The organism is Streptomyces sp. NPDC007856 (assembly GCF_042868225.1).
Taxonomy (GTDB): domain Bacteria; phylum Actinomycetota; class Actinomycetes; order Streptomycetales; family Streptomycetaceae; genus Streptomyces.
In genome coordinates this window covers 12,041-26,935 of record NZ_JBIAEC010000014.1, presented here as the reverse complement: position 1 = coordinate 26,935, position 14,895 = coordinate 12,041, and the positions used below count along the sequence as shown (strand labels likewise).

The 14,895-nt window shown below is 73.0% G+C and carries 12 protein-coding genes; 7 read left to right on the top strand and 5 right to left on the bottom strand.

What is annotated here, in order from left to right:
- The first annotated feature begins 12 nt into the window (after positions 1-12).
- Positions 13-1,095 carry a sugar phosphate nucleotidyltransferase gene (locus ACFYOH_RS29905; RefSeq protein ID WP_388631798.1) on the top strand — a complete coding sequence of 361 codons (1,083 nt, stop codon included), beginning with the start codon at positions 13-15 and terminating at the stop codon, positions 1,093-1,095.
- 334 nt (positions 1,096-1,429) lie between these two features.
- On the opposite strand, the gene ACFYOH_RS29900 is transcribed toward ACFYOH_RS29905, so the two are convergent.
- The 4 genes from ACFYOH_RS29900 to ACFYOH_RS29885 all read right to left on the bottom strand — a co-directional run bounded on the left by ACFYOH_RS29900 (position 1,430) and on the right by ACFYOH_RS29885 (position 5,329).
- A complete protein-coding gene (locus tag ACFYOH_RS29900) occupies positions 1,430-2,449 on the bottom strand; it encodes a DNA-3-methyladenine glycosylase family protein (RefSeq protein ID WP_388631795.1) in 1,020 nt (339 codons plus the stop codon).
- 88 nt (positions 2,450-2,537) lie between these two features.
- The gene (locus tag ACFYOH_RS29895) at positions 2,538-3,845 is read right to left on the bottom strand and encodes a coenzyme F420-0:L-glutamate ligase (protein WP_388631792.1); all 1,308 of its coding nucleotides are present in this window, start codon (positions 3,843-3,845) and stop codon (positions 2,538-2,540) included.
- Positions 3,842-4,801, bottom strand: a complete 960-nt coding sequence (gene cofD, locus ACFYOH_RS29890; RefSeq protein WP_388631789.1) for a 2-phospho-L-lactate transferase — start codon at positions 4,799-4,801, stop codon at positions 3,842-3,844. Before cofD ends, ACFYOH_RS29895 begins: the two co-directional genes overlap by 4 nt.
- 33 nt (positions 4,802-4,834) lie before the next feature.
- The gene (locus ACFYOH_RS29885) at positions 4,835-5,329 is read right to left on the bottom strand and encodes a cysteine dioxygenase (RefSeq protein ID WP_388631787.1); all 495 of its coding nucleotides are present in this window, start codon (positions 5,327-5,329) and stop codon (positions 4,835-4,837) included.
- 622 nt (positions 5,330-5,951) lie between these two features.
- On the opposite strand from ACFYOH_RS29885, the gene ACFYOH_RS29880 reads away from it, so the two are divergent.
- The 3 genes from ACFYOH_RS29880 (at position 5,952) to ACFYOH_RS29870 (ending at position 11,630) form a co-directional block, all read left to right on the top strand.
- A complete protein-coding gene (locus ACFYOH_RS29880) occupies positions 5,952-6,215 on the top strand; it encodes a WhiB family transcriptional regulator (RefSeq protein WP_003975777.1) in 264 nt (87 codons plus the stop codon).
- Between the two features lie 193 nt (positions 6,216-6,408).
- Positions 6,409-10,107 carry a glycosyltransferase gene (locus ACFYOH_RS29875; protein WP_388631784.1) on the top strand — a complete coding sequence of 1,233 codons (3,699 nt, stop codon included), beginning with the start codon at positions 6,409-6,411 and terminating at the stop codon, positions 10,105-10,107.
- Positions 10,104-11,630: a DUF5719 family protein gene (locus tag ACFYOH_RS29870; protein ID WP_388631781.1), complete on the top strand. Its 1,527-nt coding sequence runs from the start codon at positions 10,104-10,106 to the stop codon at positions 11,628-11,630. Before ACFYOH_RS29875 ends, ACFYOH_RS29870 begins: the two co-directional genes overlap by 4 nt.
- 115 nt (positions 11,631-11,745) lie before the next feature.
- Here the strand turns inward: ACFYOH_RS29870 and ACFYOH_RS29865 are convergent, their stop codons facing one another.
- Entirely contained in the window at positions 11,746-12,198 is a 453-nt protein-coding gene (locus ACFYOH_RS29865; protein WP_388632357.1) for a metallopeptidase family protein, read from the bottom strand.
- A gap of 434 nt (positions 12,199-12,632) precedes the next feature.
- Between ACFYOH_RS29865 and ACFYOH_RS29860 the strand changes: the two genes are divergently transcribed.
- From ACFYOH_RS29860 to ACFYOH_RS29850, 3 genes are all read left to right on the top strand, one after another.
- Entirely contained in the window at positions 12,633-13,055 is a 423-nt protein-coding gene (locus tag ACFYOH_RS29860) for a DUF3499 domain-containing protein (RefSeq protein WP_388631778.1), read from the top strand.
- Positions 13,056-13,196: 141 nt separating this feature from the next.
- Positions 13,197-14,561 carry a phosphomannomutase/phosphoglucomutase gene (locus ACFYOH_RS29855; protein WP_388631776.1) on the top strand — a complete coding sequence of 455 codons (1,365 nt, stop codon included), beginning with the start codon at positions 13,197-13,199 and terminating at the stop codon, positions 14,559-14,561.
- Between the two features lie 131 nt (positions 14,562-14,692).
- The gene (locus ACFYOH_RS29850; RefSeq protein WP_351032664.1) at positions 14,693-14,863 is read left to right on the top strand and encodes a Trm112 family protein; all 171 of its coding nucleotides are present in this window, start codon (positions 14,693-14,695) and stop codon (positions 14,861-14,863) included.
- Positions 14,864-14,895: the final 32 nt, after the last annotated feature.

Below are 14,895 nucleotides of genomic sequence, written 5' to 3'. Positions count from 1 at the left end.
CAGAGACGACAGGTGACAGAAGCGATCCTCCTGGTCGGCGGCAAAGGCACCCGGCTGCGTCCCCTCACGGTGCACACGCCCAAGCCCATGGTCCCGGCCGCCGGGGTGCCGTTCCTCACGCATCAGCTGGCGCGCGCCAAAGCGGCGGGCGTGGACCACATCGTCCTCGCCACCAGCTATCTGGCCGAGGTCTTCGAGCCGTACTTCGGCGACGGCTCCTCTCTGGGGCTGCACATCGAGTACGTGACGGAGGAGGAGCCGCTCGGCACGGGCGGCGCCATCCGCAACGTCGCCTCGCGCCTGCACTCCGGCCCCGACGAGCCCGTGCTGATCTTCAACGGCGACATCCTGACGGGCCTGGACATCGGGGCCCTGGTCGACACCCACAGGTCGACCGGAGCGGACGTCTCCCTCCACCTCACGAAGGTGACGGACCCGAGGGCCTACGGCCTCGTCCCCACGGACGAGACCGGCCGCGTCCGCGCCTTCCTGGAGAAGCCGCAGACGCCGGAGGAGATCGTCACCGACCAGATCAACGCGGGAGCGTACGTCTTCCGCCGCTCGGTCATCGACACGATCCCGCTGGGCAGGCCGGTGTCGGTGGAACGCGAGACGTTCCCGGACCTCCTCGCGGCCGGCGCCCATCTGCAGGGCATGGTCGACTCCACGTACTGGCTGGACCTCGGCACCCCGGCGGCGTTCGTCCGCGGCTCGGCCGACCTGGTCCTGGGCCGCGCCCCGTCCCCGGCGGTCCCCGGCCGCTGCGGCGACCGCCTGATCCTTCCTACGGCGACGGTGGCGCCGGACGCCAAGCTGACCGGCGGCACCGTGGTCGGCGAGGGCGCGTTCGTGGCCGAGGGGGCGCGGGTCTCCGGCTCGACCATCCTCCCGGGCGCCGTCATCGAACCCGGCGCGGTCATCACCGACTCCCTCATCGGCACGAGGGCCCGCGTCGGCGAACGCACGGTCCTCACCGGCACGGTCGTCGGCGACGGCGCGATCATCGGCGCCGACAACGAGCTCCGCGAGGGAGTACGCGTGTGGTGCGACGCTCGCATCCCGGCGGGCGCGGTGCGCTTCTCCTCCGACCAGTAACGCCTGCCGCCCGGCCCACCCTCCACGGGACCTGCGCCCCCGGACCCCGATGGGGGTTCGGGGGCGGCGAGGCGATGAGGGAACGGTGAGGGCGGTAGGGGGGTCGCGCAGCCGTCCGCTTAGCTGCGGGCAGTCGTGCCGCTGGGGCGGCACGGGTGGGCGCAGCGGCACCCTGTAAGCGTGGGCAAGTGAAACGTCGCGTTGTCCAGCGGCAGCGCAGCGCACCCTGTAAGCGTGGGCAAGTGAAACGTCGCGTTGTCCAGCGGCAGCGCAGCGCACCCCGTAAGCGTGGGCAAGCCAAACGCCGCGTCGCCCAGCGGCAGCACCGCGCAGCTCACAGCAGCCCGATGTCCACCCGAGGCATCTTCGGCGCCCTGCGCGCAGGCACGTTCCCGCTCAGCAGAATCAACCGCACCGCCCGATGCCGCTGCCCGGCATACGGCTCCAGCAAGCGCAGCATCACCGCGTCGTCGGCATGACGGTCCCCCGCCAACGCCCACCCCACGATCCCCGGCAGATGCAGATCCCCGACCGTCACCGCATCCGCCGCCCCGTGACTCCGCTGCACCACCTCCGCCGACGTCCACGGCCCCACCCCCGGCACGACCTCCAACCGCCCCTGAGCCTCGACCGCCGGCATCCCCACCGCCTGCTCCAGCCGCGCAGCGACCCGTACGGCCCGCAGAATCGTCGATGCCCGCTTGTTGTCGACCCCGGCCCGATGCCACTCCCAGGACGGAATCAGCGCCCAGGTCCGCGGCGCCGGCATCACGAACATCGGCCGTTCCGCGGCCCCCGCCGGCCCGGGCGCGCGCTCCCCGAACTTCCGCACGAGCAACCGCCACGCCCGGTACGCCTCATCCGTCGTGACCTTCTGCTCCAGCACCGAGGGGATCAAGGACTCCAGCACCAGCCCGGTCCGCGTCAGCCGCAAGCCCGGCCGCCGATGCCGTGCCAGGGCCACGACCCGGTGCCGGGGCACGAACGCCTGCGGCTCGTCTGCCGCGCCGAGCCACTCGGGCAGCCGGTCCAACAGCCACTCCGCCCCCGGCCCCCACGCCTCGCCGAGCACCTCACCGCCGTACGCCCGCACCCGTAGCGTGCCCGGCCCGGCGGGCGTACGGCTGGCCCGCCACACGGATCCGTCCGCGGTGGCCCGGAAGGTGGGGTCGGCCGGCCCGCGCCGCAGCGGGCCGAGCACCAGCCCGAGGTCGAGCGGCCCGTCCGGCACCCAACGCCGTACCCGCGCCGGAGCGGCAGCCTGCCGCGGTATCCCGGCGGCGCCCGCGGGCACGCCGGCATGGCCGCCGCGCACGGTCGTGCGCGTGGGGCGCTGAGCGAAACGTCCTGCCACGAATGAGGTCCTGTGAAGTACTGGGGGAGCCGGTGCGTCCTTCGAGACTAGGCGGTCGTACGCGGGCCAGGGCCGCGTACGACGGAACTCACCGCACCTCTATGAACGCCCCCGCGTCCCGCTCCGGCCGCGGTCTCGGCTCCTCGGCCGGATGCCCGACGGCCACCGCGCCCATCGGCTCCCAGTCCGCGGGCAGGTCGAGCACCTCGCGCACCACGTCCCGGCAGAACATCGTGGACGACACCCACGCCGAGCCCAGCCGCTCCCCGGCCAGCGCGACCAGCAGGTTCTGCACGCCCGCGCCCATCGCGACGACGAACATCTCCCGCTCGGCGCCGTCCCGCCGCGCGTCCCCGTAGTGGTGCGAGCCGTCCATGACGAGGCACGGCACCACCAGACAGGGCGCGTTGCGCAGGACGTCCCCGCGCCGCACCCGCTTGGCGATGGACTCCTCGCTCGTGCCGTCCCGGCGCAGGTCGGCGATCCAGGCCTCCCGCATCGCGTCCAGCAGCCGTACCCGCGACTCCGCCGACTCCAGCAGCACGAACCGCCAGGGCGTGGTGTGGTGCGGGGCCGGCGCGGTCACCGCCGCCGCCACCGCGCGCCGTACCGCGCCTGCGTCCACGGGCTCGTCCGTGAACGCCCGGACCGTACGCCGCTGGGTCACCGCCTCGCGGACCGCCTCGGACGTGCCGAGCCGGAACATGTCGTCCCGCGCGGTCCGCACCAGGGCCCGCGCGCCCTCGCCGTCCTCGCGGGCCAGCACATGCGGCAGGCCGCGCACCACCGCGACCGGCCGGCCCGCCGCCTTGCCCTTGACCAGGTCGCCGGCGGCGGCCAGTTCGTCCGCCGTGGCGACGATCGTGGCGCTGAGCGGATTGCCGTGCGCGTCCGTGCCGCCACGCAGATCGTCCAGCACGCGTACGCCGGCGGCGCCGATCGCCACGTCCGTGAGCCCCGAACGCCAGGGCCGCCCGAAGGTGTCGGTGACGACCACACCGACGTCGACGCCGAGGGCGGCGCGCAGGCCGTCGCGGATCGCGCGCGCGGACGCGTCCGGGTCCTCCGGCAGCAACAGCACGGTGCCGGCGGGGGTGTTGGAGGCGTCGACCCCGGCGGCGGCCATCACCAGGCCCTGCCGGTTCTCCACGATCCTGAGGGCGCCGCGCCGGGCCACCACCCGGACCGTCTCGGCGTCGATGGCCGCCTCCCGGTCGGCCGCCTCGACGACGCGGCCCTCCGCCTTGGAGACGATCTTGGAGGTGACGAGCAGCACATCCCCGTCGGCCAGAGCCGGCTCGGCCGTGGCGATCAGCTTGGCGAGGTCGTCGCCCGGCTGCACCTCGGGAATGCCGGACAGGGCCCGGACCGTGTACTCCGGGCGCTCCTCGCTCACGCTTCCCGCACCTCCTCGGCCAGCGCCAGCGCCTCCCGCGCCATCTGCGCGGCCGCGTCGACGTCGGTCATCATCAGCGGTACGGCCCGGCAGCGGATGCCGTCCGCCTCGACCCGCTCGACAGCGGCCGCGTCCACGGTGTCGACCAGCCAGCCGTCCAGCAGTCCGGAGCCGTAGTGCTCGGCGACCGCGGCGGCCGTCGACTCCACGCCGACCGCGGCGAGCACCTTGTCGGCCATGCCGCGCACCGGAGCGTCCCCGACGATGGGGGACAGGCCGACCACGGGCACGCCCGCGTCCGCGATGGCCTCCCGGATGCCGGGCACGGCGAGGATGGTGCCGATCGACACGACCGGGTTGGACGGCGGGAAGAGGATGACGTCCGCCTCGGCGATGGCCTCCAGCACACCCGGGGCCGGCTTGGACTGCTCGGCGCCGACCGGGACCACGGCCTCGGCGGGGACGGAGGCCCGCAGCCGTACCCAGTACTCCTGGAAGTGGACCGCCTTGCGCTCGCCGTCCACCTCCACGGCGACGTGCGTCTCGACGCGGTCGTCGGTCATCGGGATCAGCTTCACGCCCGGCTTCCAGCGGTCGCACAGCGCCTCGGTGACGGCGCTGAGCGGATAGCCCGCGCCGAGCATCTGCGTGCGCACGATGTGCGTGGCGAAGTCCCGGTCGCCGAGGCCGAACCAGTCCGGCCCGACCCCGTAGGCCGCCAGTTCCTCCTTGAGGTGGAAGGTCTCGTCGGACCGCCCCCAGCCCTGCTCCTCGTTGATGCCGCCGCCCAGCGTGTACATCACCGTGTCCAGGTCCGGGCAGACCTTCAGCCCGAAGAGGTGGATGTCGTCGCCGGTGTTGCCGATGACCGTGACGTCCGCGTCCGGTACGGCCCGCTTCAGACCGCGCAGGAACCGGGCACCACCGATGCCGCCTGCCAGAACCACAATGCGCATGGCCCAAGTGTTGCAGGCGGGTACGACAACGCGTCAGGCAGTCACCGGACGAGCCTCGCAGTGCGGGGAGGTGTGCATCGGCATCTCGGTCAGACCGGGGTGGTACACGTGCAGGCTGACCGCCGGCTCCAGGGTGTCGTTGACGACCTCGTGGACGTACCTTGGCGCGAACACCCGCTGTGCTCCCGCCGTCAACGCGCGCGTGGCGCGATCGGTGCGCTCGGTGAGCGTGCCCTCCAGGACGGTCAGGACACCGGAAGAGCGGCCGTGGTCGTGCAGCCCGCTGCCCTGACCCGGCACCCAGGACAGCAGCCACACCTCGTAGCCGGGGCCGGTGCGCAGCCGGTGGTACCAGCGGGTCGTCGCGTCGTACCGCACGAGGTGTGCCCACTGGGAGCGGTCGGCGGCGATCCGGCGGGCGAGGCCGACGAACTCGGCAACGGTGGCCGGGTGCTCGCGCGGCGGCTGGAGCAGGTGCGGGACTTCGAGGATGTCGCCGGCGATCTGGAGGTCGTTGTCGCTGTTCATGGGTGGGGTGGTTCCTCGGTGGAGAAGGCCGGAGGGAACGGAGAGCGGAGAAAGCGGAAGCCCGGTCGCTCGGGACACGGGCCTACAACTGGAGCAAGGTGTGGCTCAACAGCTGCAACAGCGACAACAGCTACAGCGGGACCGGGCAGCACCGAGGGACCCGGCGGTGCGGGTCGAGGTGAGTGCCAGGTTCGCGAGCATGCCCACTAGGACATCGGTTCACACCCGCGGTGTCAACTCGACGCCCGGTATGTGGGACGGGTTTCACCCCATCCGGTGCATCTTGGAGATGAAAGGTTTGTTCACCAGGATGGCGGGACACATGGGGCACATCCGGGCGCTCAAGCCTCGCGGAACGCGATCGAACGTCACGGCGTCCTTCTCCGTATAGATGTCCGTACGGGTTCCGGACGCCCCTCCGGGCCTCGTCTGCATGCCACGGTTTATGGCGATTTGAACACTTTCCGCACGGCCTTGGTTCCGCAGAGTGAATAACGGGCTCAATAGCAGATCTCGGCTTGACTCGCCCGGAGCAGCACACTTGTAATTTCACTCGTGTCGTTCAGCCGAAATCGGTAACGGCAACGCACACGGGGACGCGAAAGACAGACGAGGGGCGCACATGACCGAGCTGGTGCAGCAACTGCTGGTCGACGACGCGGACGAGGAACTCGGCTGGCAGGAGCGCGCGCTGTGCGCCCAGACCGACCCCGAGTCCTTCTTCCCCGAGAAGGGCGGCTCCACCAGAGAGGCGAAGAAGGTCTGCCTCGCCTGCGAGGTCCGCTCCGAGTGCCTCGAGTACGCCCTCGCCAACGACGAGCGCTTCGGCATCTGGGGCGGCCTGTCCGAGCGGGAACGCCGCCGGCTCAAGAAGGCCGCCGTCTGACCACTCCACGCACTCGTATCCACACCAGAACGTCACGAACGGCCCGTCGCCGGTGGGTTATCCACAGGCGGCGGGCCGTCCTGATGGCCAGCCGATAGTGTGGTCGCTCGTCCGAGACGCCACGCTGTCCCCTCGGCCCCCCGAGAGGGCGCGGGCGTCCACCGCAGTCCATCGAACCGGGGCCCGTACCTCGATGTCCGTGCACAGCCACACGGCAGCCCAAGAGCAAGCTGCCACACCTGAGTTCCCGCGCCACGTGGTGACCGCGGTCCTCGTCTCCCATGACGGCGCCCGCTGGCTGCCCGACGCGCTCGCCGGGCTGCTCTCCCAGGAGCGCCCCGTGCAGTACGCGGTGGCCGCCGACACCGGCAGCGCGGACGACTCCGCCCGGCTGCTCACCGACGCCCTCGGCGACGCCAACGTGCTGCACCTCGCCCGCCGCACCGGCTTCGGCCAGGCCGTCGAGGAGGCGATCCGCACCGCCCCGGTCCTCACCCCGGAAGAGCTGCCGTACCTCAAGCGCCCCAGCGGCTGGGACCCCGTCACGCGCACCTGGCGCGACGACGCCTACGACCTGCCCGAACTGCCGTACGGCGAACCCATCCAGTGGCTCTGGCTGCTGCACGACGACTGCGCCCCCGATCCCGACGCCCTCGCCGAGCTGCTGCGCGTCGTCGACAACGAACTCGAACTCGGCCGCGACGACGTGGCGGTCGTCGGCCCCAAGCTCCGCGGCTGGTACGACCGCCGGCAGCTGCTGGAGGTCGGCGTCTCCATCGCCAACTCCGGCCGCCGCTGGACGGGCCTGGACCGCCGTGAACAGGACCAGGGCCAGCACGACCACGTGCGCACCGTGCTGTCCGTCTCCAGTGCCGGCATGCTCGTCCGCCGCGACGTCTTCGAACAGCTCGGCGGCTTCGACCGCCGGCTGCCGCTGATGCGCGACGACGTCGACCTGTGCTGGCGCGCCCACACCGCCGGCCACCGCGTCCTGATCGCCCCCGACGCCGTCGTACGGCACGCCGAGGCCGCCTCCCGCGAGCGCCGCACCGTCGACTGCGTGGGCCGCACCGCCGCCTCCCCGCACAAGGTCGACAAGGCCGGCGCCGTCTACACCCTGCTCGTCAACACCCGCGGCGCCGCGCTGCCCTGGGCGCTGCTGCGGCTCGTTTTCGGCACCGTCCTGCGGACCGTCGCCTATCTCGTCGGCAAGGTCCCCGGCCAGGCAGTGGACGAGATCCGCGGCCTGCTGGGCGTCCTGCTGCGCCCCGAGCGGATCATCGCCGCCCGGCGCCGCCGCGGACCCTCGCAGATCGACAAGGGCGAACTGCGTCAGCTCTTCCCGCCGCCCGGCGCCACCGTCCGGGCCACCGTGGAACAGCTCGCCGCCAACTTCACCAGCGGCTCCGACGACACCTTGCGGGCCGGCCGGCACGGCGGCGCCGTGGAGTCCGGGCCCGGCGGCGACGACGCCGACTTCCTGGAGGTCGAGCAGTTCGCCCGGCTCAAGCGGATCGCCCGCAGGCCCGGCCCCGTGCTCTTCCTCGTGCTGCTGCTGATGTCCCTGGCCGCCTGCCGCGCCCTGCTCGGCGGCGGCGCGCTCGCGGGCGGCGCCCTGCTGCCCGCCCCGGCCGGCTCCGGCGAGCTGTGGTCGCACTTCGCCGACTCCTGGCACCCGGTCGGCGCGGGCGGCACCCCCTCCGCACCGCCCTACCTCGCGATCATCGCGACCCTCGCCGCGATCCTGTTCGGCTCCACCGGACTCGCGATGACGGTCCTGCTGGTCGCCTCGGTACCGCTCGCCGGATTCACCGCCTACTTCGCCTCCCGGCCGCTGGTCACCTCCCGGCTGCTGCGCGCCTGGGCGGCCATCGCCTACGCCTTCCTGCCCGCCACCACCGGCGCCCTGGCCGGCGGCCGCATCGGCACCGCCGTGCTCGCCGTGCTGCTGCCGCTCATCGCGCGCGCCGGCATCGCCGCGAGCGGCCTCGCGAACCGCTCCGGCGCACGCGGCAGTTGGCGCGCCACCTGGGCGTACGCGCTGCTGCTGACCATCACCACCGCCTTCACGCCGATCGTCTGGCCCATCGCGCTGCTCCTCGGCATCGGCGTGCTCGTCCTGCGCCGCGGCGACCTCGTCGCCCACGCCCTGCGCTTCCTCGCCCAGCTCGGCACTCCGCTGCTGGTCCTCGCCCCGTGGTCGCTGACGCTGCTCCCGACCGGCTTCTTCAAGGAAGCCGGCCTGGCCTATGGCACCTCGGCCGCCTCCGCGCTCGACCTGCTCGGCGCCAGCCCGGGCGGCCCCGGCACCGTGCACGGCCTGATGCTCATCGGCATCGTGCTCGCCGCCCTTGGCGCACTCCTGCGCTCCGAGCGGCAGCTCGGCATCCGCACCGCGTGGGCCGTCGCCCTGGTCGGCCTCGTCCTCGCCGCCCTGTCCAACCGGTCCGCCTGGGCCGGACCGGCCACGCTCGTGTACGGCATCGCCCTGCTGGCCGCCGCCGCCCTCGGCGCCGACGGCGCACGCGCGCGGGTGGCCGAGCAGAGCTTCGGCTGGCGCCAGCCCGTCGCCGCCCTGATCGCCTTCGCCTCGGCCGCGGGCCCGCTGCTCGTCGCCGCCGGCTGGATGATCCGCGGTGCCGACGGCCCCCTGGAGCGCCGCGACCCGACCCAGGTGCCCGCGTTCGTCGCCGAGGACTCCACCACCGGCGACCGGGCCCGCACCCTGATCCTGGACAGCGACTCCACCGCGCGCGTGCGCTACACCCTGGTCCGCGGCTCCGGCGCCCGCATGGGCGACGCCGAGATCAGCGCCGCCGACGGCGAGAACACCCGGCTGGACAAGGTCGTCGCCAACCTCGTCGCCGGCTCCGGCGCCGACCAGGCCGACGAACTCGGCGGCTTCGCCGTGCGGTACGTCCTCGTCCACAAGGGCGCGCCCCGCGACATCACCCGCGTCCTCGACACCACCCCCGGCCTGAGCCGGCTCAGCCAGCAGAACGGCGGCGCCCTGTACCGCGTCGACCAGGAGGTCTCGCGGGCCGCCATCGTCCCCGCCGGCGGCTCGGGCACGGCCCAGCCGGTCAGCGCCGGACCGGTGGAGATCCACACGACCGTTCCCGCCGGCCCGGCCGGCCGCGTCCTGCGCCTCGCCGACAGCGCCTCCGACGGCTGGACGGCCACCCTGAACGGCCGTGTGCTCACCCGCACCACGCTCGACGGTTGGGCCCAGGGCTTCCAACTGCCCGCCGACGGCGGCAGGCTGGACGTCACCTACACCGACCCGATCACCCACACCGCCTGGCTGTGGGCCCAGGGCGCGCTCGCCGTGGTCCTGGTCGTCCTCGCCCTGCCGGGCCGTCGCCGCGACGTCGACGACGACCTGCCCGAGGAGGAACCGCTGCCCGCACAGGCGACCGCCGGCGAGGGCCGCCGCGCCCGCCGCCTGCGTGCCCAGGCCGAGGAAATGGCCGGCGAGGAAATGGCCGGCGAGGAGCAGGCCGGCGAGGACCAGCCGGCGGCACCGCCCCTGCCGGAGGATCCCCGGGCCGCCGTACCTCACCAGCAGTCCTACGCTCAGTGGGACCAGGGGACGTACGTGGACGCCGGATACCCGGGCTACGGAACCGACCCGTACCAGAACGGCGGCCAGTACCCGCCCTCCGGCTACGACCAGCAGGCGTACCCGGCCGCCGACCCGTACCAGACGGGCCAGGGCCAGGGCCAGTACGACCCCTACGCCTACGGCGGTACGGCCGACCAGATGCCGTACGAGCCGACGAGCTACCAGCAGGGCTACAACCCGGTCTACGACCCCGCCCAGCAGGGCTACGACCCGGCCCAGCACCCCCACGGCACCGGCAGCGAGCGCCCCGACGGGAGCCAGCAGTGAACCGCACCACCCTGTCCCTGATCGCCGCCGGCAGCGCGCTGGCCGCCGTCACCGCGTTCGCCGCGTTCGACGGCCCGTCCGCCTCCGGCGCCGCCGCCCCCGAGGCGGCCGCGAACCTCCCCGTGCAGCGCACGAGCCTGCTGTGCCCGGCGCCGAGCATCTCCGACATCGCCGGCACGTCGTACACATCGTTCACGCCCGTCACCCAGGGCGCGGCGAGCGGCGGAAAGGCCCAACTCCAGGCAGCCGGCGAGAACTCGGCGGACGGCACGGGCAACTCGCAGACGGGCAAGGGCTCGAAGGGGTCCAAGGGCGGGAAGAAGACGGCGGACCAGCCCGTCCTCACCCCGAAGGCGCCGGGCACCCCGGCCACCGGAGACACCTCCGGCGCCGACGCGCCCGCGCTCATCGGCACCGCGGACGGGAAGTTCGCGCCCGGCTGGACCGTCCAGGAGACCACCCAGGTCGCCGCCGGCACCGGCCGCGGCCTGCAGGGCGTCAACTGCGCCGCCGCGGACACCGACTTCTGGTTCCCGGGCGCCAGCACGGCCACCGGCCGCACCGACTACGTCCACCTGACCAACCCCGACGACTCCGCCGCGGTCGTCGACATCGAGCTGTACGGCAAGGACGGCGCGATCAAGTCCCCGCTCGGCGAGAACCAGACCATCCCGCCGCACGCGAGCAAGCCGATCCTGCTCTCCACCCTCACCGACGCACAGCAGGCCGACCTGACCGTGCACGTCAGTGTGCGCAGCGGCCGGGTCGGCGCGTCGGTGCAGGCCCTGGACGACAAGACGGGCGGCGACTGGCTCGCCGCGGCCGCCGACCCCGCCGGCAGCCTGGTCCTGCCCGGCATCCCGAAGGACGCCACCGACGTCCGGCTGATCGCCTTCACGCCCGGCGGCGACGACGCCGACCTGAAGATCCGCCTGGCCTCACCGGGCGGCCTGATCACCCCGGCGGGCAACGAGACCCTGCACGTGAAGTCGGGCATGACCACCACGGCGGACCTCGGCGCGGTGACCCGCGGCGAGGCGGGCTCCCTGGTACTGACCCCCACGGACCAGTCGGTCCCGGTGGTGGCGGCCCTCCGGGTGGTCCGCGGCAAGGGCGACAAACAGGAAACGGCCTACATCCCGGCCACGGCCCCCGTCGGCACCCGCGCGACCTCGGCCGACAACAGCGCCAAGGGCACGACTCTCGCGCTGTCCGCGCCCACCGCCACCGCCACGGTCAAGGTCACCGCGTCGGCGGGCAGCGAGGGCGGCACGGCGACGACGAAGACGTTCACGATCAAGTCCGGCACCACGGAGGACGTCCCCGTCCCCGTCCCCTCCGGCCTGCAGGGCACCTACGCCCTCACCGTCGAAACCGTCTCCGGCGGCCCGGTCTACGCCTCCCGCACCCTCTCCGCCACGGAATCCGGAATCCCCGGCTTCACCATCCAGACCCTCCCGAACGACCGGGGCATGGTGGCGGTACCGAGGACGACGCAGGACCTGTCGGTCCTGCAGAAGTGAGGGGTGACGTTTCGTGGCGCCGTCGGCTGCGCTGTACCCGCAGCTGCGGGCAGTCGTGCCGGCTGGGGCGGCGCCCACCTTGCCGGCGCCGTAGCCCCGCAGGGCCCCGCGGGGACTAGTCCTCCCCGTACCGCGGATCCACAGTCTCCGGCGTCAGCCCGAGCAGCTCGGCGACCTGCTCCACGACCACCTCGTGCACCAGTGCGGCCCGCTCGTCCCGCCCCTTGGTCCGGATCTCCACCGGCCGCCGGTACACGACCACCCGCGCCCGCCGCCCGTCCCGCGCGGCGACGACCCCGCCCAACGGGACGGCCTCGTCACTCCACACCTGCTCACCCCGCCCCTCCAGCCGGGGCACCTCCAGCACCAGGAAGTCGATGTCGGCAAGCTGGGGCCACCGCCGCTCGAGACGCTCCACGGAGTCCTGCACCAGGTCCGCGAACGCATCGGCACGACTGGCCGCCAGCGGCACCTGCGGCGGCGCGATCGGCCCTCGCATGCCCCTTCCGTGACGATCACGGCGACGGGGCCCGGGGCCGGCGGCACGGGGCGGTACACGGTTGTCCATCACTGGGGAAGCGTAGTCCCCGCACGCTCCCCCCGCCCGACCCCACACGGCAACCCACCCCTCACCCCACCCCGCCCAGGCACGTCCGACCCGCCACACCCGATCGGCCATGCGGGCGAGCGCATCCCCGGCCGATCAAGGCTCCCCGCAGCCGATCACGTCCCCGCCGATCAGCCCGCCCCCGATCGGCCCCGTTCGGCTCCGACCGGCCCTCTTCACCCCGTGTCGCAGGTTGACCGTTCCAGCCAACGTCTGGCTCGTTTCCGTAACCCTCCAAGACCGCCGAACTCAAGGCAATTGACGGTGTTTGTGCCGAGTCATGACCGTATCGAGTCGCGCCCAAAACCCGCCGAGAATCCGTCCATGCAGGTCAAGGCGGCCTCCTCGAAGGAGTGTGTGGGGTGTTTCACAGCCCGACACGGTGGAGTGACCTGGTGGAGAGTCGTCGCGGCCCGCTCAAGAGTGCGGTACCGTCCAACGTCGTGAGCCCTGTACGTCGCTGTTCGCGCACCGCCTGCGGCCGACCTGCCGTCGCGACGCTGACGTACGTCTACGCCGACTCGACCGCGGTCCTCGGCCCGCTCGCCACCTACGCCGAGCCGCACTGCTACGACCTGTGCGCCGAGCACTCCGAACGCCTCACCGCCCCCCGCGGCTGGGAGGTCGTCCGCCTCCTCGACGGCTCCGCCCCCGCGCGGCCCAGCGGAGACGACCTGGAAGCGCTCGCGAACGCCGTGCGCGAGGCGGCCCGTCCCCAGGAGCGCGCGGCCGGGGCGGGCGGCGGAGGCCGTACGGCGGACCCCATGGAGGTCGCCCGCCGCGGCCACCTGCGGGTCCTGCGCTCCCCTGACAACTGAGCCCACCGCTCCGCCCGTCAAGCCGGCGCACGGCACCCCGCCCCTGGTTACGACTGGGCCTCCACCTGGTGTCCGCACACCTGGCCCTTACCCCGGACGGGTAGTTTGTGGGCACCCATAGGACTTTCAGGAGGGTTGGCCGTGGCTGCTGATCTGTCGCAGATCGTGAAGGCGTACGACGTACGTGGAGTGGTTCCGGATCAGTGGGACGAGTCACTGGCCGGGCTCTTCGGCGCCGCCTTCGCGGAGGTGACGGGTGCGGCGGCCATCGTCGTCGGCCACGACATGCGGCCCTCGTCCCCCGGCCTGACCCGCGCCTTCGCGCGCGGCGCGGCGGACCGCGGCGTGGACGTCACCGAGATCGGGCTGTGCTCCACCGACCAGCTCTACTACGCCTCCGGCGCCCTGAACCTGCCCGGCGCGATGTTCACGGCCTCCCACAACCCGGCCCAGTACAACGGCATCAAGATGTGCCGCGCGGGCGCCGCCCCGGTCGGCCAGGACACCGGCCTCACGCAGATCCGCGAACTGGTCGAGCGGTGGCTGGAGTCGGGCGCACCCGAGCCGGTCGCCCAGCCGGGAACCCTGACCACCCGTGAGACGTTGGACGACTACGCGGCGCACCTCCGCTCGCTCGTCGACCTGACCTCCATCCGCCCGCTGAAGGTCGTGGTCGACGCCGGCAACGGCATGGGCGGCCACACGGTCCCCTCGGTCTTCGCCGGCCTGCCCCTGACCCTCGTCCCGATGTATTTCGAACTGGACGGCACCTTCCCCAACCACGAGGCCAACCCGCTCGACCCGGCCAACCTGGTGGACCTGCAGAAGCGCGTCCCGGTGGAGGGCGCCGACCTCGGCATCGCCTTCGACGGCGACGCCGACCGCTGCTTCGTCGTGGACGAGCACGGCGACCCGGTCTCCCCGTCCGCGATCACCGCGCTGGTCGCCGCCCGCGAACTCGCCCGCAACGGCGGCAAGGGCACGATCATCCACAACCTGATCACCTCCCGTACGGTCCCCGAGGTCGTGAAGGAGAACGGCGGCACCCCGGTCCGCACCCGCGTCGGCCACTCCTTCATCAAGGCCGAGATGGCGCGCAGCGGTGCGATCTTCGGCGGCGAGCACTCCGCGCACTACTACTTCAAGGACTTCTGGAACGCCGACACGGGCATGCTGGCCGCCCTGCACGTCCTGGCCGCCCTCGGCGGCCAGGAGGGCCCGCTGTCCGCCCTCACCGCGCAGTACGACCGCTACGTCGGCTCCGGCGAGATCAACTCCACCGTCGCCGACCAGGCCGACCGCCTCGCCGCGATCCGCTCCGCGTACGAGAACCGCGCCGACGTCACCCTGGACGACCTCGACGGCCTCACCGTCGCCGCCGCCGACTGGTGGTTCAACGTCCGCCCCTCCAACACCGAGCCCCTCCTCCGCCTGAACGCCGAGGCGAAGGACGAGGCCACGATGACCAGGATCAGGGACGAGGCCCTGTCGATCATCAGGGGCTGAGCCGCAGGGCAAAGGGCGTCCAGGGGGCGGTGCCCCCTGGACGGTACTGGCAGCCCGGCTCAGCCCGTCCACCAGCGGTACGCTGACCAGGCACATCCACAGACAGACACCCGCCCTCGAAGGGACAGCCCATGCCGCTCGAAGCCGGCCTCCTGGAGATCCTCGCCTGCCCGGCCTGCCACGCCCCCCTCAAGGAGCAGGACACCGAGCTGATCTGCACGGGCCAGGACTGCGGCCTCGCCTACCCCGTCCGCGACGACATCCCGGTCCTCCTCGTGGACGAGGCCCGCCGCCCCCAGTGACGACGCCTCTCACGGCGTAGACAACCCACACA

What these genes read in the sequence shown, in the direction of transcription:
- cofD (WP_388631789.1), bottom strand. Translation starts at nt 4,801, where the DNA reads ATGCGCATTGTGGTTCTGGCAGGCGGCATCGGTGGTGCCCGGTTCCTG.
- ACFYOH_RS29885 (WP_388631787.1), bottom strand. Translation starts at nt 5,329, where the DNA reads ATGAACAGCGACAACGACCTCCAGATCGCCGGCGACATCCTCGAAGTC.
- ACFYOH_RS29880 (WP_003975777.1), top strand. Translation starts at nt 5,952, where the DNA reads ATGACCGAGCTGGTGCAGCAACTGCTGGTCGACGACGCGGACGAGGAA.
- ACFYOH_RS29875 (WP_388631784.1), top strand. Translation starts at nt 6,409, where the DNA reads ATGTCCGTGCACAGCCACACGGCAGCCCAAGAGCAAGCTGCCACACCT.
- ACFYOH_RS29865 (WP_388632357.1), bottom strand. Translation starts at nt 12,198, where the DNA reads ATGGACAACCGTGTACCGCCCCGTGCCGCCGGCCCCGGGCCCCGTCGC.
- ACFYOH_RS29850 (WP_351032664.1), top strand. Translation starts at nt 14,693, where the DNA reads ATGCCGCTCGAAGCCGGCCTCCTGGAGATCCTCGCCTGCCCGGCCTGC.